23 protein-coding genes are annotated in these 23,866 nt (G+C 65.3%); 3 read left to right on the top strand and 20 right to left on the bottom strand.

The window, feature by feature from the left end; translation table 11 throughout:
* Positions 1–121: 121 nt before the first annotated feature.
* From HLH27_RS15400 to HLH27_RS15345, 12 genes are all read right to left on the bottom strand, one after another.
* A complete protein-coding gene (locus HLH27_RS15400) occupies positions 122–2,494 on the bottom strand; it encodes a TonB-dependent receptor (RefSeq protein WP_182950932.1) in 2,373 nt (790 codons plus the stop codon).
* A gap of 261 nt (positions 2,495–2,755) precedes the next feature.
* Positions 2,756–4,201 carry an aldehyde dehydrogenase family protein gene (locus HLH27_RS15395; protein WP_182950931.1) on the bottom strand — a complete coding sequence of 482 codons (1,446 nt, stop codon included), beginning with the start codon at positions 4,199–4,201 and terminating at the stop codon, positions 2,756–2,758.
* A gap of 8 nt (positions 4,202–4,209) precedes the next feature.
* The gene (locus HLH27_RS15390; RefSeq protein ID WP_182950930.1) at positions 4,210–5,184 is read right to left on the bottom strand and encodes a 2-hydroxyacid dehydrogenase; all 975 of its coding nucleotides are present in this window, start codon (positions 5,182–5,184) and stop codon (positions 4,210–4,212) included.
* Positions 5,181–6,464, bottom strand: a complete 1,284-nt coding sequence (locus tag HLH27_RS15385; RefSeq protein WP_182950929.1) for an FAD-dependent oxidoreductase — start codon at positions 6,462–6,464, stop codon at positions 5,181–5,183. The genes HLH27_RS15390 and HLH27_RS15385 overlap by 4 nt, the downstream gene beginning before the upstream one ends.
* 11 nt (positions 6,465–6,475) lie before the next feature.
* Positions 6,476–7,273 (bottom strand): HpcH/HpaI aldolase family protein, encoded by a 798-nt coding sequence (locus tag HLH27_RS15380; protein WP_182950928.1) that lies wholly within the window; start codon positions 7,271–7,273, stop codon positions 6,476–6,478.
* A 12-nt stretch (positions 7,274–7,285) separates the two neighbouring features.
* Positions 7,286–9,025: a GMC family oxidoreductase gene (locus HLH27_RS15375; RefSeq protein ID WP_182950927.1), complete on the bottom strand. Its 1,740-nt coding sequence runs from the start codon at positions 9,023–9,025 to the stop codon at positions 7,286–7,288.
* Positions 9,015–10,499, bottom strand: a complete 1,485-nt coding sequence (locus tag HLH27_RS15370) for an aldehyde dehydrogenase family protein (protein WP_182950926.1) — start codon at positions 10,497–10,499, stop codon at positions 9,015–9,017. The genes HLH27_RS15375 and HLH27_RS15370 overlap by 11 nt, the downstream gene beginning before the upstream one ends.
* Positions 10,500–10,512: 13 nt before the next feature.
* Entirely contained in the window at positions 10,513–11,385 is an 873-nt protein-coding gene (locus HLH27_RS15365) for an amino acid ABC transporter ATP-binding protein (protein ID WP_182950925.1), read from the bottom strand.
* Complete coding sequence (locus HLH27_RS15360; RefSeq protein WP_182950924.1) at positions 11,378–12,025, bottom strand: amino acid ABC transporter permease; 648 nt, start codon at positions 12,023–12,025, stop codon at positions 11,378–11,380. The genes HLH27_RS15365 and HLH27_RS15360 overlap by 8 nt, the downstream gene beginning before the upstream one ends.
* Before the next feature lie 42 nt (positions 12,026–12,067).
* Positions 12,068–12,946 (bottom strand): transporter substrate-binding domain-containing protein, encoded by an 879-nt coding sequence (locus HLH27_RS15355; RefSeq protein WP_182950923.1) that lies wholly within the window; start codon positions 12,944–12,946, stop codon positions 12,068–12,070.
* Positions 12,943–13,932 (bottom strand): proline racemase family protein, encoded by a 990-nt coding sequence (locus HLH27_RS15350; protein WP_220790443.1) that lies wholly within the window; start codon positions 13,930–13,932, stop codon positions 12,943–12,945. The genes HLH27_RS15355 and HLH27_RS15350 overlap by 4 nt, the downstream gene beginning before the upstream one ends.
* Positions 13,929–14,621: a GntR family transcriptional regulator gene (locus HLH27_RS15345; protein ID WP_182950922.1), complete on the bottom strand. Its 693-nt coding sequence runs from the start codon at positions 14,619–14,621 to the stop codon at positions 13,929–13,931. The genes HLH27_RS15350 and HLH27_RS15345 overlap by 4 nt, the downstream gene beginning before the upstream one ends.
* Before the next feature lie 258 nt (positions 14,622–14,879).
* Here HLH27_RS15345 and HLH27_RS15340 point away from each other — a divergent pair, with 258 nt between their 5' ends.
* A complete protein-coding gene (locus HLH27_RS15340) occupies positions 14,880–16,379 on the top strand; it encodes a M81 family metallopeptidase (protein WP_408870862.1) in 1,500 nt (499 codons plus the stop codon).
* Positions 16,380–16,424: 45 nt separating this feature from the next.
* Here HLH27_RS15340 and HLH27_RS15335 read toward each other — a convergent pair whose 3' ends face one another.
* The 8 genes from HLH27_RS15335 to hisB form a co-directional block, all read right to left on the bottom strand.
* Positions 16,425–16,910: a hypothetical protein gene (locus HLH27_RS15335; RefSeq protein ID WP_182950921.1), complete on the bottom strand. Its 486-nt coding sequence runs from the start codon at positions 16,908–16,910 to the stop codon at positions 16,425–16,427.
* A gap of 124 nt (positions 16,911–17,034) precedes the next feature.
* Positions 17,035–17,415, bottom strand: a complete 381-nt coding sequence (locus HLH27_RS15330) for a histidine triad nucleotide-binding protein (protein WP_182950920.1) — start codon at positions 17,413–17,415, stop codon at positions 17,035–17,037.
* Positions 17,416–17,432: 17 nt separating this feature from the next.
* Positions 17,433–17,915, bottom strand: a complete 483-nt coding sequence (locus tag HLH27_RS15325) for a phosphoribosyl-ATP diphosphatase (protein ID WP_182950968.1) — start codon at positions 17,913–17,915, stop codon at positions 17,433–17,435.
* A 28-nt stretch (positions 17,916–17,943) separates the two neighbouring features.
* A complete protein-coding gene (gene hisF / locus HLH27_RS15320; RefSeq protein ID WP_182950919.1) occupies positions 17,944–18,717 on the bottom strand; it encodes an imidazole glycerol phosphate synthase subunit HisF in 774 nt (257 codons plus the stop codon).
* A complete protein-coding gene (hisA, locus tag HLH27_RS15315) occupies positions 18,717–20,072 on the bottom strand; it encodes a 1-(5-phosphoribosyl)-5-[(5-phosphoribosylamino)methylideneamino]imidazole-4-carboxamide isomerase (RefSeq protein ID WP_182950918.1) in 1,356 nt (451 codons plus the stop codon). Before hisA ends, hisF begins: the two co-directional genes overlap by 1 nt.
* Positions 20,069–20,740, bottom strand: coding sequence for an imidazole glycerol phosphate synthase subunit HisH (hisH, locus tag HLH27_RS15310; RefSeq protein ID WP_182950917.1), 672 nt, complete (start codon positions 20,738–20,740; stop codon positions 20,069–20,071). The genes hisA and hisH overlap by 4 nt, the downstream gene beginning before the upstream one ends.
* A gap of 3 nt (positions 20,741–20,743) precedes the next feature.
* On the bottom strand, positions 20,744–21,130 hold the full coding sequence (locus HLH27_RS15305) for a hypothetical protein (protein ID WP_182950916.1): 387 nt from the start codon (positions 21,128–21,130) through the stop codon (positions 20,744–20,746).
* Positions 21,127–21,723 (bottom strand): imidazoleglycerol-phosphate dehydratase HisB, encoded by a 597-nt coding sequence (gene hisB / locus HLH27_RS15300; RefSeq protein WP_182950915.1) that lies wholly within the window; start codon positions 21,721–21,723, stop codon positions 21,127–21,129. The genes HLH27_RS15305 and hisB overlap by 4 nt, the downstream gene beginning before the upstream one ends.
* 187 nt (positions 21,724–21,910) lie before the next feature.
* Between hisB and HLH27_RS15295 the strand changes: the two genes are divergently transcribed.
* Complete coding sequence (locus tag HLH27_RS15295; protein ID WP_182950914.1) at positions 21,911–22,498, top strand: nitroreductase family protein; 588 nt, start codon at positions 21,911–21,913, stop codon at positions 22,496–22,498.
* A gap of 23 nt (positions 22,499–22,521) precedes the next feature.
* Positions 22,522–23,700 carry a 5-demethoxyubiquinol-8 5-hydroxylase UbiM gene (ubiM, locus tag HLH27_RS15290; RefSeq protein WP_182950913.1) on the top strand — a complete coding sequence of 393 codons (1,179 nt, stop codon included), beginning with the start codon at positions 22,522–22,524 and terminating at the stop codon, positions 23,698–23,700.
* The last annotated feature ends 166 nt before the right edge of the window (positions 23,701–23,866 follow it).

Below are 23,866 nucleotides of genomic sequence, written 5' to 3'. Positions count from 1 at the left end.
AACGGAGCCCCATCGGTCTGAAAGGGACGGTGTGCCACGGGGCGGTCGCGTGCCATGGCATGTCGTGAGTCTGCGCCGGCCTGCTGGCCGGAGCAGACTCTGTTGGCGGGCAGTTCCGGCGTCAGAATGCTTCCTTGATCTGGAGGCCGGCCGTGAGAGGGGGCAGGAGTGTCACGCGAAGATCGTTCGTCGTGCCTTTGCTGTTCGTGATCTGGCGCACGATCGAAATGGGCTGCAGGTCGCCGAAATTGACCTTCGTATTTGTCAGGTTGTTGATGTAGAAGGCGATTTCGGTATTCTTGAAACGCACGCCGCCCCGCAGGTTGGCGATGTTGTAGCCCTGCCGATACAGCGGGGACCCGGGCGAATTGTTGTCGGAGCGGCTGGGGCCGGAATGGGAGAAAGTGCCCGCGATAAAACCGGTCGTCTTGTTCCAGAGCGAATGCTCGTATTCGACCGCCGCGTTCGCCGTCCACTGGGGCACGCCGTTAACCCATTCCCCCGCAGGAAGGACGCCGTCGCCCTGCTGGGTAATGACCGCGTTATTGTAGTTGAAACCGCCCCGGATATGCAGGCCGTCGATCGGAACGGCATTGAATTCGAGTTCGCCGCCGCGGACGCGGGCGGCGCCGGCGTTGCTCATGAAGACCGCCCCGCAACTGACGAGATTGACCTGCTGCTGGATGTTGTTCCAGTCGACCTGGTAGATCGCAGTCGAAAGATTGAAGCGGGAGTTGAAGAGGGATGTCTTCTGCCCCAGCTCGAAGCTCCAGTCCGAATCCGCATTATAATGGAGGGGCGACTTGGTGTTCAGGCCGAGCGCCGCGAGATCCGCGTTGCAGCTTGACGGGACGGGAACGCCGCCGCCGCCGGGACGCATGCCCTTCGAGGCGTTGAAATACATCATGGTGGATTTGGAAGCCTGATAGGACAGGCCGTATTTGGGCAATGCCCCATTCAGGTCCTGGGATGAGATCCCCGGCTCCGGACTGCCGAACAGGCCGTTGGAGGAGGCGTTGGTTGTCTGGTGGATCCAGTATTCGCGCACGCCCAGCGTCGCGGTGAGCCCTTTCGCCAGCTTGATATAGAGTTCGCCGAACGCGGCGACCTGGCGCGTGTCGGTTGAGGCATGGCCGCCATAGATGTTGTCGTCTCCATACAGGGAGGAGATTCCCTGAAATATGGAAGGCGGCTGGTCCATGTTGAGGTGGTCGGAATTGAAATAGACACCGGCCGTACCGGAAATGCGGTGGAAAAAGATGGGATCGAACGTAACCCGGTCCTCTTCCGTGAAGATCTGCTCATGATTGTTGAGGACCCAGTAGGAAGGTTGCTCGGGCCCGGTGTAGCCGAACGTGTCCTGCAATTGCTGGGTGACGCCCTCGCTTCCATTCTCTACGTCGTGGGAGGAGCGGTCGAAATAGCTGGTCGAGGATGTGACGGTGTAGCCTTTGCCCTCGTATGACAGGACGAAGCTCGGGAGGTACCAGATATCCTTCGACTTCTCCTGGATATTGAGGTCGCGGTTTACGGTATAGCTGGAGACGACGAAATTGTTTGCCGGCGCGTACGCCGACGGCCATCCGTAATCGTACGAATTCTGATAGAGCATCCGCATCGTCGCCGTCAGGCGGGGGATGATGTGATAGCTTAATGCGCCCGAGTAGCCGGTCGTCGTGATCTGGCCCTGATTGGGCTTGTAGGCGACTCCGCCCGCTTTGCTCGGATCGAGATAGGAGCGGACGAGATAGCCGGCGTCCTGGTTGTAATACTGGCTTACGCGGAGCGCGAGCTTGTCGGGCACGATCGCGAGATTGCCGGTTATCGTGTCCCCGACATCCGCGCTGCCGCCGTGTACGGTGCCCCCGGCATTGGTCATGATCTTCAGGGAGGATTTGTTGTAGTCGGCGGGGGTCGTGATCAGGCGTACGTTGCCGCCCTCCGACGATGCGCCGTACAATGTGCCCTGCGGGCCTTTCAGCACTTCGATGCGCTGGAGATCGACCACACGCGGATCGATGGATGCGGGGACCGGTGTATCGTCGATGTAGAAACCCGTCGTGTTGTTGCCGGCGATCCCGCGAATCGCGATGGCGCGCGAGCCGGCGAGGCCGTAATTGGACCCCCCGCCATTACTGAACGACAGGCCCGGGGTCTGGGTTGCGTAATCGGTAAAACTCTTGATGTAATAACGATCGATGTCACGTGCCGAGAATGCGGTGACGGATGTCGGCACGCGCATGAGCGACTCGTTCTTCTTGCGCGTCGTCACCACGATTTCCTCGGCGGCCACTTTGGCTTTTTCCGCCCTGGCGTGCCTTGCCACTGCCGGGGCCGCCGGCTTCTGCGGAGCCGTTGAGGGATTGGGCCGGATGCGCGCGGCATCCTGTCGATTGTATACATCAGCGGTGGAAGCTGCCCATGCCGTGCCCTGCAACATGGAGCACGATAGCAGGCCGATGGCAGTCTTCTTTCCATATCGAGACACAAGCATCTTCACCGTCTCCGTGGTTGGCAGCGGGGGAGTTCGCGTTCCGGCGGTTCGGTTGATGTCCGTCCGGAACTTTCCGATATCGATATGAGTATCATAATGGACACCCAACAAAAAGAAGAATCAGGTCATAGTCGATATTATTATTTTATTGATAGTTCTCAAAAAACAGGGCGCAATTCGGCGGTCCGCGCCTGACATCTTTCTGTCCGGCGCGGATATTGCGATGTTTGTTCTTTGTTTATTTTTGTCTGTATTGCGATCTCAGATCGGTGACTGGATGGCGACGCTTCGCCAGTGCGTGTAGAAATCCAGGGTCTTCAGGCCCTGTTCCGGGGCGCCGAGCCCCGACCGCTTCCAGCCGCCGAAAGGTGCGTGCATTTCAACGCCCGCCGTCGGCAGGTTGACGTTGATCACGCCGGATTCGACCTTGCGGGAAAATTTCTGGATGGCACCGAGATCGGTGGCAATGATGGTATTGCTCAGCCCATATGTGCCTGTGTTGATATGGTCGATGGCATCCGTCAGGTCCGCGACCCGCGTGATCGCCACGACGGGGCCGAAGATCTCCTCTCGCGCGAGGCGCGATGTCGCGGGGACATCGGTGAAAACGGTCGGCGCTATGAAATAGCCCATTTCCGGCGCGGCGGGCAGGCCGCCGCATGACAGGGCAAGCCCTTCCTCGATGCCGGCCTCGATATAGTCGCAGACCTTGGTGAATTGCCGGACATCCGCGACGGGACCGAGAAAGGTCGAGGCCAGTTCGGGGTCGCCTACATCCAGGGCGCGTGCGCGCGCAAGGAAGGCCTCGATGAACGGATCGGCGATTGCGGGATCGAGCAGAATCCAGCTGGTGCCGGTGCATTTCTGCCCGGCACTGCGGAAGGCGCCCTCGATCGCGAGGGTCACGGCGGTTTGCAGATCACCGCTTTCGTGGACGTAGAGAACATTCTTGCCGCCCATTTCGCATTGGGCGCGGGCCAGACGTGCGGACGTGGTTTGATAGATCGCCTCGCCGGTCGCCGACGATCCGGTAAAGGAGATGCCCTGGACGCCCGGATGGGCGACGAGGGCGCTGCCGGCGTCTACCGCGCCATGGAGCATGTTGACCACGCCGTTCGGCAGGCCGGCGTCGAGAAAGACCTGCATCAGGGCCTGCGAACAGAGCGGATGCTGTGGCGAGGGCTTCCAGACCACCGTGTTGCCCGTCATGATTGCCGGGCCGATCTTCCAGCAGGCGATGGAGAGGGGAAAGTTCCAGGGGGTGATGGCGCCGATAACGCCGATCGGCTCGCGGACCGTGTAGTAGTGGACGCGCGGACGGCCCGACGACAGCGTCTCGCCCCGTGGGCGCTGGGCTTCGGCGGCGTAGAATTGCAGGATCTTCGCCGCATATCCGACCTCGCCACGGGATTCCACAAGGGGTTTGCCCATTTCGCGCGTGATGAGGAGCGCGAGTTCCTCCTGCCTTTCCGCGATCAGGGCGGCCGCCTTCATCATCAGGTCCGCGCGCAGCATGGGAGAGGTCTCGGCCCAGATCTTCTGCGCCGTGTGGGCTGCCGCGACCGCCAGGTCGACCTGTTCGGGCGACGAAAGCGCATAGTGCCGCGACGGAAGGTCGAGGCGCGCCGGGTTCGCGATCTGCCAGGTCTCGCTTCCATCCGGAGCGATCGGCGTGCCGTCGATGATGTTGAGGATTGGCGTGTTCATGGAAGGCCTCATGATGTGCGGGTGGCGGGAACGACGGGAGTGACGACCGTGCGGTCGGCGAAAAAACGATCGAGATTGGCCAGCACGAGATCGGCCATCGCTTCGCGTGTCTCGCGCGTGGCGCTGGCCTGGTGCGGCTGGAGCACTACATTGGGCAGTGCGGCCAGCGTGTCGGGCACGTTGGGCTCGTCGTCGTAGACATCGAGCCCGGCATGACCGAGCCGGCCGTCGCGCAGGGCCGCGATCATGGCGTCCTGGTCGACGACCGATCCGCGGGCGACGTTGATGAACACGCCCTCCGGCCCCAGCGCGTCGAGAATGCGGGCGCCGATCAGGTGGTGCGTGGCCGGGCCGCCCGGAACAATGGCGATGAGGGCAGCCGACATGCGGGCGAGCGTCTCGAGGTCCGCCTCGTGACGATAGGGCAGGTCGGGGCGGGGGGTGCGTGTGTGGTAGGCGATCTCGCAGCCGAAGACTTCGAGTTGCCGCGCGATCTCCAGTCCGATCCGGCCGAGGCCGACCATCCCGACCTGCTTGCCGCGGAGACTGCGGCCGAGCGGCGGGTCGCCCCGCAGGCGCCATTCCCCCGCCCGGACGTAGCGATCGTTGGCGACGATGTTCCGCGTGCAGGCGAGGAGAAGGGCGATCGCCATCGTGGCGGTGTCGTCGTTGAGGACGTCCGGCGTATTGGTGACCAGGACGCCGCGCTTCGTGGCATGGTCCACGGGCAGGCTGTCGGTGCCGACGCCGAACGAGGCGACAAGGCGCACGTTCGGACAGGAATCCAGGATCTCCGGCTTCAGCCCGAGGAAGGTGCTGGTCACGATGGCGGTGTAATCGTGGCCCGTGGCGGCGAGGTGACCCGCGCGTTCGGGCAGGTCCGTCAGGCGTGTGACCGAGAAGCGCGCGTTCAGGCGCTCTTCCAGATAGGGCATCAGCGGGCCGGCCTGAAGGATATGGGGGCGCTGGTCGCGAGCGGTCATGCGGCTTTCCTCCTGTAGGACCGGAAGCGTTCGAGGCGATAGGGGGCGGGGTCTATGACGGGCGTGCGGCCGCCGATGAGGTCGGCCACGAGGCGGCCGGTGGTCGAGCCGCCGATCAGCCCCATATGACCGTGTCCGAAGGCCAGGAAGGCATTGGCACAGCCGGGTGCCCGGCCGATGACGGGCAGGCTGTCCGGCAGGCTCGGGCGGAAGCCCATCCAGCGCGAGACCTCGCCCTCGGGCGCGCGGGCGAACATCCGCCGGCCGAGCCGCAGCAAGGTGTCGGCGCGCCGCATGTCCGGCGGCGCCTCCAGTCCCGCGAATTCGACCGTGCCCGCAAAACGAAGCCCCTGCTCCATCTGCGACGCGACGAACTTGCGTTTCGACCAGATCGTCTGCGTGCGCAAAGGGGTCTGCGTACCCAGCAGCATCGCGTGATAGCCGCGTTCCGTCTCGAGGGGCACATCGAGGCCCAGGTTGCGAACCAGCGCCCGGGACCATGCGCCCGCGGCAATGACGACCTGGTCGACGGCAAGGCGGCCGGCGTCGGTCAGCAATGCGCGCGCGCGTCCATTGTCCATTTCGATGGCGTTGACCCGCCGGCGCATTATCGTGCCGCCCGCCCGGACCACGCTTTCCGCGATGCTGGTGACGAGGCGTCCCGGATTGCGGCATTGCCCCTGCTCGGGCAGGTAGACCGCGCTTTTGAAGCGTGAGGAGAGGGCGGGTTCGAGATCGCGCAGCGCGTGCTGGTCCAGAAGCTCGATCCTGACGCCCGCGTCGCGGCGCAGGCCCAGTCCGAATGCGTCGGCTGCCGGTCCATTCTCCTCGTCGTAGACGAAGAGCTGGCCGTTGCGCTCCAGGAGGTCCGGGCACGACGCGTCGCGCAGAAGGGGCTCGTAGAAACGGTAGGTCTGGGCATGCAGGGCGCTCATCTGGCGCGAGATGCGTCGCACGGCGTCTTCGCGCCCGGCCCGCAGGAAGCTTACCAGCCACGGGATCATGTGGGGCAGGAAAGCGATGCGGATATGCAGCGGCCCGTCTTCGTCCAGCAGCCATCCCGGCACCTTGCGCAGCATGCCCGGGCCGGCGATCGGGACGCATGAACCAGGGCAGATGCCGCCGGCATTGCCGTAGGAGCACATGCTTCCCGGTGGTTCGGGATCGACGATGTCGACCGAAAACCCGTCCATCTGCAAATAACGCGCGACGCAGACGCCGATGATTCCCGCACCGATTACCGTCACGCGCTTCCGTTGGTCATTGGCAAGGTCGTCCACCGACGGATCCCTCAGTACGAGTTCGTGGAAGCGTGCTGGGTCGGTGCGGCATTGGCGCGAAGCGCGGACAGCATGGTCGCGCTGTTGAGCGCCATGAAGCGCAGTTCGCTCAGGAACGCGAAATAATCGTATCCCGCCTCTTCCATGCTGCGCGTATACGCGACCGCGCCGGTATGCAGCCCGGCGATGACGCCGTGACGTTTCGCGGCCGTGGCGATCGTCACTAGGGCCTCGCGAATGTGCGGCGTGGTGGGATCGAAGCCCGGCGGGCCGCCCATGGAAAGGGAGAGATCGGACGGGCCGACAAAGATCGCGTCCAGTCCGGGGGTGGAGAGAATCTCGTCGAGATTGTCGAACGCTTCCTGTGTTTCGATCATGGCAATGGCCATCACCGTCCTGTCGGCATTGGCGGCGTAGTCGGCGCCCGCATACATGGTCGCGCGGACCGGCCCCATGCTGCGGTGGCCGAGCGGCGCGTAACGGCATGCGGCGACAAGGGCCTCGCATTGCGCGCGCGTGTTGATCATCGGGCAGATCACCCCGTAGGCGCCGGCGTCGAGGGCCTTGCCGATCATGCCGGCGTCGAGCGAAGGAACGCGGATGAGCGGCGTGACGTCGGTGCTGGAAATGGCCTGCAGCATGGTCAGGGCGTCGCTGTAGTCGATCAGCCCATGCTGCATGTCGATGGTCAGGGCATCCCATCCCTGGAGGGACATCATCTCGGCGCTGATGGACGAGGGGATCATGAGCCAGCCGACATAGCCGGTTTCACCGCGATCGAGCTTCTGGCGAAAAAGATTGGGTCGCATTGGCGGATTTCCTTATTCGGCGAGAATGAGTTCGCTGGCGCGCTCGGCGAGCGCGATGGTCGTGATGTTGGTGTTGGCGCTGATGATGCTCGGCATGATCGAGGCGTCGACGACGCGCAGCCCCTGGATGCCCCGGACCCGGCATCGGAGATCGACGACGGCATGTGGATCGTCGTCGGTGCCCAGGCGACACGAGCCCGAGACGTGCCAGCCGGACCAGACCGCGCTGCGCACCCATTCCAGAAGCGCCTCGGGATCGGCCATCAGCTGGTTGATCCGTGTCTGGGTTCCGAATTTGTGACGGAGGACGGCCCCGCGAATGCCGGGAATGTCGAGCAGGAGCGCGGCGGTCGCGGTCTTGAACCAGGTCTTGCGACTGAAGACGCTCATGGCGCGGACTTCGTCGCTGTATCCTGCGAGGAACCATGTGTTGACGCAGTCGCGCAGGGGGCCGCTCGTCATGATGGCATGGATGCGGCGAAACCCGTCCGCGAGGCGCAGAAGGTCGCGCCGGTCCGAACTGAGGTCGAGTTCGACGAGGGGCTCGTCGGCCGGCGAGAGCGAATGGATGCGGACCCGTCCGCGAGAGTAGGATTTGTTCACGCAGATATTCAGCGCGCCCATGCTGAAGCCGAGAGGATGCCAGCCGGCCCGGTTGACGGGCATGAGCAGCATGTCGCCCGGCGTGCAGCCGGCATGGCCGGAACTGTAGCGCTCGCCCATGAAGATATGGCGCCTCTGGCCCTTGGGCAGACGCCCCCTGGCCTTGAGGTGGGCACCGACCGCGATATGGGGATGGTCGTGAAGGTTCTCGCCCACGCCCGGGACATCGGCCCGCACGTCCGCGCCGATCTGCTTCAGGTAAAGCGCGGAGCCGATTCCCGCGCGCAGCAGCATGGCCGGCGAGTGAAGCGCGCCTGCGCAGAGGATCACCTCGCGCGCCGCGAACCGGGTCTCCTTCCCCCCGACACGGGCATGGACGCCTGTGGCACGGCTGCCCTCGAACAGGATTTCCTGAACTTCGGCATCGCCCATGATGTGCAGGTTCGGGCGTTTGCGCACATCGGCGTTCAGGTAGGCTGTCGCTGTCGAGACGCGGTGGTCGTTTTCGTTGGCCAGGGGGAGCGGAAAGATCGCGTCGTCGGTGCTGGCGTTATAGTCGGCCTCGTACCTGGCGCCGTCCGCCTTTCGGGTGGCGGCCACGGCATTTGTAAAACCGGCCCACTGATCGGGAAAAAGGCGACGGATGGGCATCGGGCCGTCATGGCCGTGCAGGTCGGCCGAGGGAAAATCCAGATCGCGTTCGAGGCGCTTCAGGCAGGGGAGCATGTCGTTCCATCCCCAGCCTTTCGCACCGTAGTTCTGTTCCCATTCGTCATAGTCCGCGGGCAGGCCGCGTATGGCGAACTGGCCGTTGATGCTGGAGCCGCCGCCCATGACGCGGGCCTGCTCGAGCTTTTCCGCGCCGCGCGTGCCCGGGCCGCCATTGTTGCGACGCGTCGTGTAGACGCGCAGTCTTTCCCAATGGAAACGCGGATCGAAATAGGACAGGCCGGGATAGCTGTCGGCGATGATGTCCGGCACGTTGTCGGGCGGAATGTCCGGTCCGGCTTCGAGAAGGAGGACGCGCAGGTTGCTGCGCGCCGACAGGCGGCCGGCCATGACCGCGCCTGCCGACCCACCGCCGATGATGATGAAATCGTAGGGATCGCTGTTCATGTCCTGGGGGGCTTTCGTGGCGTCAGGCGGCATAATTGATCCAGGCGGCTTTCTGGCGCGTGAAGCCGAGGAGCCCTTCGCGGCCCATATCCTTGCCGAACCCCGAACTGCGAAAACCGCCGGCGGGAAATGTGAATTCCGGCGCGCGTCCCGGCTGGTTCACCCAGATCATGCCTGCCTCGATGGTCTCGACGGCTCTCATGGCTTCCGGCAGCGAGCGGGTATAGACATTCGCCGACAGGCCGTAGACAGGGTGCCGGGTCTTCGCCAGTCCTTCCTCGAAGTCGCGGAAACGGTCGACGATCAGGATGGGTCCGAAAAATTCCTCGCGGAATCCGGTCATGTCGCGACCGACATTTTCCAGGATCGTCGGTGCGTGGAAATGCCCGCTACCATAGGGCGAGGGGATCGGTGCGCCGCCGATGCGGACGGTCGCGCCCTCCGCCACCGTCTGGTTCACGAGGGTACTGATTCGCGCGAGCTGGCCCGCGCTGATGACCGGCGCCAGTGTCGTCGCGTCGTCCCATGTGCGGCCGGGATGCACATCGCGGCATTTCTGCTCGATCCGCTCCAGAAGCGCATCGGCGATCGATTCGTGGACGATGAGGCGTGAGCCGGCCGTGCAGACCTGCCCGGCATTGTCGATGAATCCAGCGGCCACCTTGCCGGCGATGTCGTCCAGGTCGCCGGGATCGGCGCAGACGAGCTGGGGACCCTTGCCGCCGAGTTCGAGCGAGACGGGCTTGATCCCGTGATAGGCGGCCAGGCTCATGATGTCCGCGCCGGTTTTGGTCGAACCGGTGAAGGACACCATGCCGATCTCCGGATGGCGCACGAGTGCCGCGCCCGTCGTCGCCCCGTAGCCGTTGACCACGTTCAGGAGCCCCGGCGGCAGGCCGGCCTGGCAGGCGATCTCCGCGACCGCCAGCAGGGAGTGGGGCGTCAGTTCGGAGGTCTTCATGACCACGGCATTGCCCGCCGCGAGAGCGGGGGCGAATTTCCAGGCCGCCGTGATGATGGGAAAATTCCAGGGCACGATCCCGGCGACGACGCCGTAGGGCTCGTTGCGCACGGCGCTCATGACACCGTTGCCGGCGGGTGTCAGGCTTCCGTCGAGCTTGTCGCAGAATTCGCCGTAATAGCGGATGACGCCGGCGGTGCGCGTGATGTCGCGCGTGCGCGTCAGCCGCAGGAGCCGGCTGGAGCCGACGGCCTCGATCATGGCCAGCCGTTCGGCCTGGGCCTCGATCGCATCGGCAAAGGCGCAGAGCGCGCGGCCGCGTTCCCGCGGATTGGCGGTGGCCCAGCTGCTGCGCGCCAGCGCGTTGCGCGCGTCCTTCGCCGCTTCGTCGACGCCGTTTTCGCCGGCATCGTCCAGCGTGCCGAGATGCCGCCCGTCGGACGGGCAGGAGACCTGGATCTTCTCGCCGGACATCTGGACAAATCGGCCGCCGATAAAATGGCCCGACGGCATGGAGAGGGATCCTGGATCAACGGGATGGAGCATGATTCTGAAATCCTCAGGGAGCGGTGGGACTGGTGCCCGGATTGTCGTGCCGGCGGGCTTCCCAGAGTGGTCGCAGGGCCTCGACGGAGGCGTGGAAGCGGCCGACGAAGCGCTGGACCCGCGCATTGGTGGGATGCAGCAAGACGGTCCTGGGTGGACCGTCCGCGATCAGTTTGCCCTGGTCGAGGATCACCACGCGGTCGGCGAGTTCGAGCGCTAGGCCGAGTTCGTGCGTGACCATGACCATGGTCATGCCGGCCCGTGCCAGGGTGCGGATCACGGAGACCACTTCGCCGACCATTTCCGTATCCAGGGCGGATGTCGGTTCGTCGAGCAGCATGATCGACGGTTCCATGGCGAGTGCGCGGGCAATGCCGACGCGCTGCTGCTGGCCGCCGGACAGGCGGCCGGGGCGCACCGACGAGAATCTTTCCAGTCCCATCTGGGCCAGGAGCGCCCTGGCACGCGCCTCGGCCTGGGGGCGGGGGATGTTCTGCACCCGGCACGGTGCCTCGACGATATTGGCCAGCACCGTCATGTGGGGAAACAGGTTGAAGTGCTGGAAGACCATGCCCATCCGCGCCCTGACCTGTGCCAGGTCGCGGGGCGTGCAGCGTGTGCCCTGCCTGCCATCCGGGCCGCGGTCGAAAATCGTCGTTCCCTCGACGCTGACGCGCCCCGAATCGGGCTCGTTGAGAAGATTCAGCGAGCGGAGAAGGGTGGTTTTTCCCGACCCGCTGCTACCGAGCAGCACGACGACCTCGCCGCGCCGGATCGTCAGGTTGACATGATCGAGAATGATATGGCCGCCGCGTGCCATGCAGATGTCTTCGGCCCGGAGTGCGACGCCCTCATCCGGGCCGGAATTGCGAACCGGCTCAGCCATGACGCTGCTCCATACGGCGGGCGAGCATCGTCATGGGGAGGAGGATGGCCAGGAAGATCGCCCCGATGCAGGTGTAGATCTCGACCGGATGATAGGTGAAGCTGCTGACATAGGTGCCCTGGTAGAGCAGGTCCGGCACCGTGATGGCCGAAAGCAGCGTCGTATTCTTCATCTGGATGATCGACTGGCCGACCAGGGACGGCAGCATCTTCGAGACGGCCTGGGGCAGGACGACGCGAAAGAAGATATGGCCCCGCGACATGCCGAGTGCGGTCGCGGCATCGATATGACCCCGATCGACGGCCAGTACGCCGCCACGGAGGATTTCGGCGTAGAACGATGAGACGTAGAGCGTCAGGGCGACGAAGCCGGCCGTCATGCGGGTAACGGAGATATGCGCGAAGATGGGGAGTGCGTAGTAGATCCAGAGCAGGGTGACGAGCAGCGGCACGTTGCGCAGGCATTCGACATAGACCCGGGCCGGCCAGCGCAGGAGGCGGGTTCGGCTGAGCTGCGCCATGCCGACGAGCAGGCCGATGCACAGGCCCGCCACGATGGTCGTGACCGTAAAGGCCAGGGTGACGAGAAGGCCGCGAAACAGGAGCGGCGCGTTCTGAACAACGACGCTTGTGTCGAACATGTTCTCAGCCTCCCGCCCGAAGGAAAAGGATCGCGGCATTCCTCATTCGAGAATCTCCGCGGGGATGGCGGCGACATCGATGCCGGCGGCTTTCCATCCGCGTTCAAGCGAGGCGCGCACCATTCCCAGGGAGCGTTGCTCCAGCGTCCACGCGGTCAGATAGCTGATGAAGCCTTCATTGCCTGCCTCTCGGGCGACGCAGAGCATGACCGGGCTGCGCAGCATCGGGCGCGGAACGGAGACGGCGCCAAGGGGGTGGCCGTTGATCCTGCGAGAGGCGATCTGCAGCGCATCGAAGACGGCAAGGACGACTGCATCCGTCCTGCCCGATTCCATTTCAAGAAGAGCGGTCGCGCGGTCGGCTACGGGAACGATCGTGGCGGCTGGTAGCTGCGCGCCGGCTACGATCTGCATGGTGCTGCCCAGTTGCACGACGACCCGGGATTCGGGGCGGTCGAGTTCGGACCAGCTGGACACATGGCGATCGGGTGGCATCAGGACCGACCACGCATCGAAGAAGATCGGGTCCGGCAGGTAGTCGACCACCAGGGCACGCTGGGCATTCGGATTGACGCCGACGGCGACATCGATCTTGCCGGCCTCGAAATCGGCCGCGAGATTGCCCCAGTTCGTCTCGACGGTCCTGATGTCGACTTTCAGAACCGATGCGATCGAACGGAGAAAATCCAGATAATATCCAGACCATTCCCCCGTGGCGGGGTCTTTGACATAGCCGGGTTCTTCCCCGACCATGACGGGCACATTCAGCGTGCCGCGCGAGATGATGCGATGCAGAACGGTGTTGGGATCGTCCGTGGTGGCATCGGCGCGGCGCCCGTCGAGCGTGCCGCCGAGCAGCCCGGTCGCAGCCAGGCCCAGGATCCGCCGGCGGCTCATGTGCCGGGGCGGGACGGTGTTCATCGACACAGAAAGCCTCCTGCCAGGGGATCACCATCTTCCTTGACGATCGTGGTCAAGGCGGTGATGAAGGCGGCGCCTTCGATTTCGGGAATGATTTCCCGGTTGCGCGTGTCTTCCGCTGGTACAAAACGACACCGGAACGACTGTCCGAGAATGTTTTCGGCGATATAGGTCTCACCCGGCTCCAGCATGCCCTGTGCGGCAAGAAGGGCGAGGCGGGCCGAGGTCCCGGTGCCGCATGGAGACCGGTCGAACTTGTCCTGGGAGAGCACGACCAGATGGCGCCCGTGCGCCGGCCCCATTGCCTCGTAGAAAAGGATGCTCGGCTCGCTGCCGCCACCGAGTCCGGTGGGTTCCGACGCGATGGCGGCGGTGATCGCCTTCTTGATCAGGCTGCCCCAATGCATCGCCGTTCGTACATTGTCGACAGTGAGGGAGAGCCCAATGGCGCGCGCGTCCACTGCGGCATACCAGATGCCGCCATATGCCAGGTCTGCCGAGACCGTACCGATTTCGGGAATATCGAGGCTGATGGCGGAAAGACCTGCGCAACACGGAACGTTCCGTATTCGTACTGAATTGAGCGTGCCTTGATCGCTCCAGTCGAGTGCCACGTCCACGATGCCCGCGGGCGTCTCCAGGGTAAATGACGGCATGTCCGGTGCGATCGCCCCGGTGACCGACAGGGTCTTGGCCAGACCCATCGTCGCGTGGCCGCACATGTCGAGATAGATATAGGATGAGATGAAGAACGCGCCGAATTGTGCGACGCCGGATGGTACCATGACGACGCCGACCATCGCGGCATGTCCGGCGGGTTCGTGCAGGAGTGCAGGGCGCAGCGCGTCGAAACGGGCCTGGAAATCGTCGCGGCGGGCACGGACGCTGTCCCCCGAAAGCGGAGGAATGCCTGCCTGGATGACGCGTGTCGGATGACCGGCGGTGTGGGAATCGATGACCAGGAAAGTGCGTGCGCTGCGCATCATGGCATTTTCTCGGAAAAGAAATCGGCCAGCACTTCCCGCGTGGATTGCCAGATGTCCTTGATCAGGGTCTCGGTCAGGGCGCGGGCGCGGGCATGGTCGCCTTCGCAGATCCGGGCATAGATGTCCCGCGTGGCGTTGACGGAAAGCGCGGTGACTTCCGCACTGTGCTGATAGGCGAAATAGCGATAACGGAGAGCCTGCTTTTCGAGGCTCAGCAGAAGCCGCCGGAGGGTGGGGTTATCCGCAAGATCGTAAATGATTTCGGAGCCCTCGACATCGGCTTCGAAGAAGCCGACCGTGTCGCCATTGGCCAGCGTCGTCCTCAGGCGCGTGAGCAGGCGGTCGAATGCGGGGCGTGTGGAGGCGGCGTGGGGCGAGCGGGCGGCTTGCTCGGCAGCGAGAGCCTCCAGAGCGATACGACAGGCATAGACGCCGTCGAAATCCTTCAGCGACAAGGGCGCGACCCATATGCCGCGGCGGCTTGAGCGTGCGATCAGGCCGTCGCGCTCGAGGAGGCGAATGGCTTCGCGCACCGGGGAGCGGCTGACATTATAGGTATTCGCGACTTGCTCTTCGGTCAGCCTTGTCCAGGCGGCGAGGCGACCGAAAGTGATGTCGGCCCCGATCAGCCGGGCGAGGTTCTCGGGGATCGAAGTGCCGATTTCGGTCGTGAGCGATGTGGTCGTCATGGGTTCAGTATTCTGTATACAAACGACGAGGTCAAGGAGAAAAAGAGGAAGCAGGGGATGCTTGCATGGTCGTTTGTTCGGTGTGCGCTCGCGCGGTTAATTTTCATGGCAAAACAATATCGGCATCGTTCAGACTTCCTGTCCGGGGCAGGGAGTGGGGAAGAGCTGCGATGAGGCCTGCCGCTTCGGATCTGAGAGAATACCAAGGGAGTTGACGGCGTGCGGCGTAGACTGGTTTTGAAGATGCTTCCGGCAGGGATTCTGGCGTATCGTCATCAGAGCCGAGCGGCCGGACTGATACCGGCCTTTAAAGGGACTCCCCGCATCGCCGTTGGCGGAATCGCTTCGGAATGCAGCACGTACAGTCGCATTCGCTCCCGGTTGCCGGATTTTACCACCTTGCGGGGGGACGAGATTTTCGGGGCGCCGCTGTCGCAGCCATTGCATCGTTATGATGTCGATTTCATGCCCACGCTGGAGGCCTCCGCGCCGCCGGGCGGGCCCGTGGACAGGGCGACCTATGAGGCGCTGAAAGCCGAATATCTCGAACGGTTGCACAAGCTCCTGCCGCTGGATGGGGTTTACCTGGCCATGCATGGGGCCCTGAGCGTCGACGGGATGGAGGATGCCGAAGGCGACTGGTACGCCGCGACCCGCTCTGTCGTGGGGCCGGATTGTCTTCTTTCGGCCTATTACGATCTTCACGGCAATCTCAGCCGGCGGATTGTCGATACGCTGGATGCCTTCACGGCCTATCGTACCGCGCCGCATGTCGATCGCATCGAAAATGTGATGCGTGCGACGGACATGTTGACCCATTGCCTGCGATACGGCATTCGCCCCGGCATTGTGTGGGCAAGCATTCCCGTGCTGTTGCCGGGCGAGCAGAGCAGTACGGAGTGGGAGCCGGGGCGGCGCCTGTGGTCGGACCTGAGCGAGTATAATCGTCTGCCGGGTATCCTCGATGTCTCGCAGCTTGTCGGTTATGTCTGGGCGGATGAGCCGCGCGCCGCGGCATCGGTCGTGGTGACGGGGACGAACCTGGACGAACAGAAGCGGATCGCCGCCGAACTTGCGCAACGCTATTGGGATTCACGGCATGAATTCCATTTTGGTGCGCCGGCCGGGACGATCGAGGAATGCCTCGCCCGCGCCATGAAGTCGAAAACCCATCCGGTCGTCATTTCGGATTCCGGGGACAATCCGGGTGGGGGCGGAAATTCCGACCAGACCTTCTTCTTGCAGGCCCTGCTCAAGGCTGGTGCCAAAGATGTCCTGCTGGGGGGCATGACGGATCGGGCCGCGACCGATGCCTGCTACAAGGCAGGTGTCGGTGCCGTGCTGCCGCTTTCCATTGGCGCCACGCTGGACCCGCTGATGTGCAAGCCTGTGCACGTGACGGCGACTGTCAGGCATCTGACATCTGTCGCGCGTCCGGAGGACGGGGAAGCTGTCGTTACATTCGACGGCATTACCGCCACCCTGTCGGCCCGGCGGCGATTGTATCATGCCGCCGAAGCGTTCCGGGATATCGGGCTGGAACCGACGCGCTTCAAGATCGTCGTGCTGAAATGCGGGTATCTGAACCCGACGATGAAACCGCTGGCCAATCCGGCGCTGATGGCGCTTTCGCCGGGGGCCATCGATCAGGATATCGTCCATATCGCCAATCACCGGCGCAGGCCGACATGGCCGTGGGTTGCCGACCTGGCCTACACGCCGGATCCTTATGTCTCCGCACGGATCCGCCACGATTAGGATGTGCCGACGGCAATATCCGTCCGGTTGCCGGATGAGCCTTGCTTACCAGCCGGCGTTATACTGGCCCATGCCGGGGTCCCAGTTGCCCCAGGCGGGGTTCCAGGCCGGGTTCCAGCCGCCCCAGCCGGGGCCGGTCATCGGACCCCATGCGTTCCAGTTCCAGGCGGCGTCCCGGTATTCTCCGGCCGTCATCTGCTGTTCGTCGGCCAGCATCTTCTGCTGGCGGTAGCTCTGGTAATTGTCGTAGGCGGCCTGGTCGCCGATATACAGGCAGTCGCAGACGGTCGGGTCGGCGAAAACGTAGAAGACGCTGTTGCCGTGCGTCCTGCGGACGAAATGGTGGGGCGGGAGGCGGTTCAGCATCGCCTGCTGCTGCGGCGAGTTGACGGGTTTCAGGGCAAAGCCCGCCGCGGCGAGATGGTCTTCCTTCTGCGCGATCCTCTGGTCGGCCGTTTCGCAGGAGGGGAGGCCGGCCAGCATGGTCAGGATGGCGAGGGCGCGCAATGGCGCGCCTTTCTGCGTGATCATTCCCGTTGGCTCCCGTTTGGCAATATTTTGAAATATCGTATCCGCTCGACGGGGCGGTATCAATGCCGGGTGGGGATCGACAGCCATCGGGTATCGGGGCAGGGCCCCGACGAAGAGCGCCCGTTCAGGACCGATGCAGCATCGGCCCCAAAGCGGCGCCCCCGAACAGATGAACATGGAAGTGCGGCACTTCCTGCCCCGCTGCGACCCCCATGTTCGCCAGCAGGCGGTAGCCGTTCTCTTCCAGTCCCAGCAGTGCCGCCACATGGCCGACCGCGCGGGTGAAGCCCGCGATTTCGGGATCGGCGGCCGTCTGGCTGAAATCGGCGTAGGAGACGTAGGGGCCCTTGGGGATCACCAGCACATGGACCGGCGCCTGGGGCGCGATGTCGTGGAACGCCAGCGCGTACTCGTTTTCGTAGACCTTGCGGCAGGGGATTTCACCGCGCAGGATCTTGGCGAAGACGTTTTGCGGGTCGTAGGGACCCCGTCCGGAAACGGCCATGGACATGCCTCCTTGCTTTACACCGCCAACGGGTCGCGGGGGCGGGCGGCCTTTTCGGCGATGCCGCTGGTGCCCTGACGGCGCGTCAGTTCGGACCATACATCCGACGGATGGATGCCGGCATCAACCCACATGACGATGAGGTGGTAGAGCACGTCGGCGCTTTCGCCGATCAGTTCCTCGGCATTGCCGGCGACGGCCTCGATCAGGCATTCGACCGCTTCCTCGCCGAATTTCTGGGCGATCTTGCGCCGGCCGCGCGACAGCAGGCGTGCCGAATGGCTGATGGCGGGGTCGGTGCCCTTGCGGGACACGACGACGTTGAACAGCCGGTCGAGGATTTCCGCCGTTGCCGCCGGTTCGGCGGGCAGGGGGGGGACCGCCTTGATGGCGGGGACGGCGGGGGCGGCTTTTTTCCGGGCCGTCTTCTTGGTGACGCTCTTCTTGCCGGCGGCCTTGGTGTCGTCGTTCTTGCGCGTGGTCTTCGGGATCTTTGGCATCATGCCCTCGCTTGGGTGTTCGCGCCGTTCAGGATCTGGCGGCCGGCGTGTGGCGAACCGGCAGGCCGGCATCCGCCAGGGCCTGCTTGACCTGCGGGATGGTGAACTGGCCGAAATGGAACACGCTGGCGGCCAGCAGGCCGGTGGCCCCGGCGCGCGCGCCCTCGACGAAATGTTCCAGCGTGCCGACGCCGCCCGAGGCGACGACCGGCACCCGCACCGCGCCGCAGGCCGCGCGCAGCAGGTCGAGGTCGAACCCGCTGCGGGTGCCGTCGCGGTCCATGCTGGTCAGCAGGATTTCGCCGGCGCCGCGCTCGGTCACTTCGCGGCACCAGTCGATGGCGTTGCGGCCGGTGGGGGTGCGGCCGCCATGGGTGTAGACCTCCCATGATCCATGCCCGTCGGACCGGGCGTCGACGCCCACCACCACGCACTGGCTGCCGAATTTGCGCGCGGCTTCGTTGACCAGTTCCGGCCGGCTGACGGCGGCGGAATTCATCGCGCATTTGTCGGCGCCGGCCAGCAGCAGGCGGCGCATGTCGTCGGTCGTGCGCACGCCGCCGCCCACGGTCAGGGGCAGGAAGATCTTCTCCGCCGTGCGGTTGACCACGTCGAGGATCGTGTCGCGGTTTTCGTGGCTGGCGGTGATGTCGAGAAAGGTCAGCTCGTCCGCGCCGGCGGCGTCGTAGATCGCCGCCTGCTCCACCGGGTCGCCCGCGTCGCGCAGCGAGACGAAATTGACCCCCTTCACCACCCGGCCGTTCTTGACGTCGAGGCAAGGGATGACCCGCAGCTTCAGCATCAGGACAGGATCCGCAAGGCGTCGGCGGGGTCGACCCTGCCGTCGTACAAGGCGCGGCCGACGATCACGCCCTCGATCCCCGGGGCGGTGACGGTGGCGGCCCGCAATGCGCGCAGATGTTCGATATTGCCGACGCCGCCGCTGGCGATGACCGGGATCGACAGGCTGTTCGCCAGTTCGGCGGTCTGGGCGATGTCGATGCCCGTCAGCATGCCGTCGCGGCTGATCTCGGTGAAGATGATCGCGGCGACGCCGGCATCCTCCATCCGGCGGCCCAGGTCGATGGCCTTCATGTCCGAGGTTTCGGCCCAGCCTTCGGTGGCCACCTGCCCCGAGCGCGCGTCGATGCCTGCGACGATGCGGCCGGGGAAGGCGCGGCAGGCGGCGCGGACCAGTTCGGGGTTCTTTACCGCCACGCTGCCCAGGATGACGCGGCTGATTCCGGCGGCCAGCCAGCGTTCGATGCTGCCCAGGTCGCGCAGGCCGCCGCCCAGCTGCACCGGCACGGTGGCGTTGGCGATGATGGATTCGATCGCGGCACTGTTGGCCGACTTGCCGGCGAAGGCACCGTTGAGGTCGACCACATGCAGCCAGCCGCAGCCCGCCGCGATCCAGGCGCGGGCCTGGGCGCCGGGATCGTCGGAATAGACCGTGGCGTCGTCCATCTCGCCCCGGCGCAGGCGTACGCAGGCGCCGTCCTTGAGGTCGATGGCGGGGTAGAGGGTCAGGCTGTGGCCGGTCACGCTGGCGGGTCCTGTCGCGGGAATGGGAACGGAGGAAGCCTGCGGGTGGGCAGGGACGACCCGCTCATTATCCTGCAGGCGCCTGGTGAAGAACAGGCCCCGCACCGTGCGCCCGTCGGCGCGGGCATAGCTGGGGTGGGTGCCCCATTGATGGAAACCGAACGTACGGAACAGCCGGATCGCGGCCTCCTGGGTCTCGCGCACATCCAGGTTCAGGATCTGGTAGCCCATGGCGCGCGCGCATTGCTCGGCTTCGAGCAGCAGCAGCCGGCCCAGGCCGCGCCCCCTGGCGTAGGGCGCGACATAGAGATGCATGAGCGTCGCGCTCATCGCCTGCGCTTCGTTGTTGCGGGGGGGGCGGACCATCTGGGCGGCGCCGACGATGACGCCGTCCAGACGCACCACGAACAGCATGCGTTCCGGCACCATCAGCAGGCCCCGGAAATAGCGCTCCATCGCCTGGCGGCCCGGCACGTTCAGCCAGCCGAACCCGCCGCCATCGAGGATCGCGGCGTCGGTGGCTTCGCACAGGGCCTGAAGCTCGTCCTCCGTCAGCGATTGGACGCGTTCGGCGCGCGGCTGGTCGTGGGTGGAATTGCCGATGCTCGTCATGCGGGGGCTCCTTCGCGGGCTGGGGTCCAGCGCAGGAAATTGGACAGGATTCGCAGGCCGACCGTCTGGCTTTTCTCGACATGGAACTGGGTGCCGGCGCGGTTGCCATGGGCCACGATCGCCGGGACGGCCCCGCCATAATCGGTGGTGGCCACCAGTTGGTCGGGCGTGCCGTGGCGCAGCGCATAGGAATGGACGAAATAGCCGTGGGCGTCCGAGTCCAGCCCGTCGGTCAGCGGATGTGCGCCCGGCGTGAAATCCAGCCGGTTCCACCCCATCTGCGGCAGGCGCAGGCCGGGGGCCTCCATCGGCGCGATCTCGCCCGCGATCCAGCCGAAACCGGGAGTGACGGCGTGTTCCAGCCCGCGCTGGGCCATCAACTGCATGCCGACGCAGATGCCGAGGAAGGGCGTGCCGGCGTCCGTCGCGTCGATGATGGCGGCGCGTAGTCCCGGCACGGCCTCGAGCCCGGCGGCGCAGTCGGCGAAGGCGCCCTGGCCGGGCAGCACGATCCGGTCTGCCCCGCGCACGGCCTGCGGGTCGGCCGAGATCGTGACCTCGACGTCGATGCCGCTATCGGCCGCCGCGCGCGACAGCGCCCGGGCAGCGGATGCCAGGTTGCCGCCATTATAATCGATGACCACGATGGATTGCGTCGCGGATGTCATGTCTTATGCCTCAGCCGTCGTTCCGCGGGTGCGCGCGAGCGTGGGATTGCGCTCCAGCAGGCGCAGCAGTGCGGCTTCGCGCCCTTGCGCGACGATGATCGGGCCGGCGGCGAGGCCGTTCAGGCGCAATTCCCATGCCCGGATATCGGCGGTGTTCAGGCCCAGCAACAGATGCAGTCCGGCCCAGAACGGCAGGAGCGGCAGATGCGCCACCTCTACCGCGCCCATCAGGGCCAGGCTGGCGGCGCCGGCCAGCAGTCCGGCGATCCAGCTTCCCTGGATCACCAGCCCCAGCCAGCCCAGCAGCAGCACCCGCCAGGACAGGCGATCGGCCACCAGGACGGGCGGCCGGCGGTCGTCGGGCCGGAACCAGGAGGAATAGCTGGTCACAGCACGCCTTTGGTCGAGGGGATGCTGCCGGCCGCGCGTGGGTCGGGCTCCGCCGCCATGCGCAGGGCCCGGGCTGCCGCCTTGAACGAGGCTTCGGCGATATGGTGGCAGTTCCGCCCGGCCTTCTGCGTGACGTGCAGCGTCAGCATGGCGCTCATGGCAAAGGCGCGGAAGAATTCCTCGAACAGTTCGGTGTCCATCTCGCCGATCTTGTCGCGCGTGAAATCGACCGACCAGGCGAGGAAGGGACGGCCCGAGATATCGACCACCACTTCGCTCAGTGCCTCGTCGAGCGGCACCAGGGCGTGGCCGAAGCGGCGGATGCCGCGCTTGTCGCCGATCGCGCGGACGAAGGCCTGACCGAGCGCGATGCCGGTATCCTCGGTGGTGTGATGGAAATCGATATGGAGGTCGCCCTTGGCCTCGATCTCCAGATCGAACAGGCCGTGGCGGGCCAGTGCCGTCAGCATGTGATCGAAGAAGCCGATTCCGGTCGCGATCCGTGCCTGGCCGGTGCCGTCCAGGTTCAGTCGGAGCGTGATGTCGGTCTCGCTGGTGACGCGATGAATCGTGGCTGTGCGGGCAGTATCCATGCCCGTTCTCCTACAGGAGTGGGCCGCGTTAGGCCACTCTCCTGTAGGGGGCGTCGGGGTGTCGCCGGTCCTGTCTTGCGCCTCTGGGGCGCGGGCGGCAGATATTGGCTTCATCTTCCTTCTGCGGCATGGTGCCGGCCAGGGCCGCGCGACCGCTGCCGGGGCCCGAGACCAAGGAGGCCCCGATATGGCCGTGCTCGACAGCCTGCTGTCCCGCTCATCGACCGACGCCCTGTCCGAACCCGCGCCCGAAGGATCGGTGCTGGAGGATATCCTGTCCACCGCGATGCGTGCGCCCGATCATGGCCGCTTGCGGCCGTGGCGGTATGTGCTGATCCGCGGGGAGGCGCGGCCGAAGCTGGCCGAGCTGGTGGTGGCGGGCATGCTTGCGCGCGATCCGGATGTGCCGGCCGCGAAGATCGAGAAGCGGCGCAGCCGGTTTTCCACCATGCCGCTGACCATTGCGTTGGGCATGCATCTGCGGCCCGAGGACAAGATCCCGGTGATCGAGCAGGAAATGGCGGTCGCGGCGGCAGCGATGAACATTCTCAATGCGCTGCATGCGACCGGGTTCGGCGGGGTCTGGGTGACGGGCGACATGGCCGTTGATCCGGCGGTGGCCTCGGCGCTTGGGTTCGCGGCGCCGCACCGGCTGGCGGGCTTCCTGTTCGTGGGCACGCCGGCCCCTGACCGGGCCGTGCCTTCGCGCCGGCCGGTGGACGATTATGTAGCCGAGTGGCACGGCGCGCCGGTCACGTTCGGGGCGGACAGGTAAGAGAGCGGATAGGGAGGGGCGAGATGCGCAGCGACGTCACGATCATCGGCGGCGGTCCCGCCGGCCTGGCCACGGCCCTGTCGCTGGAGAGCCTGGGCCTGTCGGTCACTGTCCTGGAGCGCGCGCCACAGGCCGCGCTGGCCGAACCCGCGTTCGACGGGCGGGAAATCGCCCTGACCCATCATTCGGTCTCGCTCCTGCGGGACGCGGGGGCGTGGGCGCGCATTCCCTCGGTGGGCATTTCCCCCCTGCGCGAAGCACGGGTGGAGACGGGGCGACATAATCATCCGCTGACCTTCGATACGAACGGCCAGGGCGTCGAGGCGCTGGGGTATCTGGTTTCCAATCACCTGATCCGGCGGGCCTTGTATGAAGAGGCCGTGTCGCGTCCCGGGATCGTGCTGCGCGCGGGTGTTGCGACGCGGCGTGTGCGGGACGACGGCGATGGCGTGACCGTGCTGGCCGAGGGGGGCGACGTGATGTCGCGCCTGGCCATTGCGGCCGATGGGCGGTTTTCCGAAATCCGGCGTTTGCAGGGGATCGGGGCGATCGTCCATGATTTCCATCGATCGATGCTGGTCTGTCGGATGGCGCATGAATCGCCCCATCATCATGTGGCGACCCAATGGTTCGATGACGGGCAGACGATTGCGCTGCTGCCGGTCAATGGCGGTGCGTCCTCGCTGGTCCTGACCCTGCCGCCGGACCGGATCGAAGTGCTGCGGACCATGGAGCGCGAGCGATTCAACGAGGAGATCATGGCCCGGGTTGGCAACCGGCTGGGGGCGATGCGGCTGGTCAGCTCGCGGCATGTCTATCCCTTGCGGGCGGTCTATGCGCATCGCTTCACGGCGCGGCGCTTCGCATTGATCGGCGACGCGGCGGTGGGCATGCATCCGATCACCGCGCACGGGTTCAACCTGGGCCTGAAGGGGCAGGGTATCCTGGCCCAGGAAATCGCGGCGGGGATGGCGCGCGATGGCGATCCGGGGTCGGCTGCGGTGTTGCGGCGGTTCTCCATGCGGCATCGCCTGACCACGGCGCCGCTGTTTGCCGCCACCAACGGCATTGCCACCCTCTATACGCGCGACGAATCGCCCTTTCGCTACCTGCGTCGGGCCGGCCTGCGGGCGGCCGATTCCCTCGCTCCGTTCAAGGCAGCCGTGACCAACATGCTGATCGATCGGGGCAAAACGGCCTGAAACCGCCATTTTCTGATCGGTGGGTCAGAAAAAAACGACGAAGTTCATTTTTGGCTGTTGACGGTGTTTGGGGTGGGGTGTAGATCGCTGTTCACCGCCGGGGCTGAGGTTCTTGACTTGGCGGTTTGGACCTGCTAGTTTCTTTGGCCCTGCTGGGTTGAGTGGA

This window comes from Gluconacetobacter takamatsuzukensis, assembly GCF_014174275.1.
In the GTDB taxonomy this organism is placed as follows: Bacteria; Pseudomonadota; Alphaproteobacteria; order Acetobacterales; family Acetobacteraceae; genus Gluconacetobacter; species Gluconacetobacter takamatsuzukensis.
Note: the sequence above shows the minus strand (reverse complement) of the source record. Positions and strands in the feature narration are given on the sequence as shown.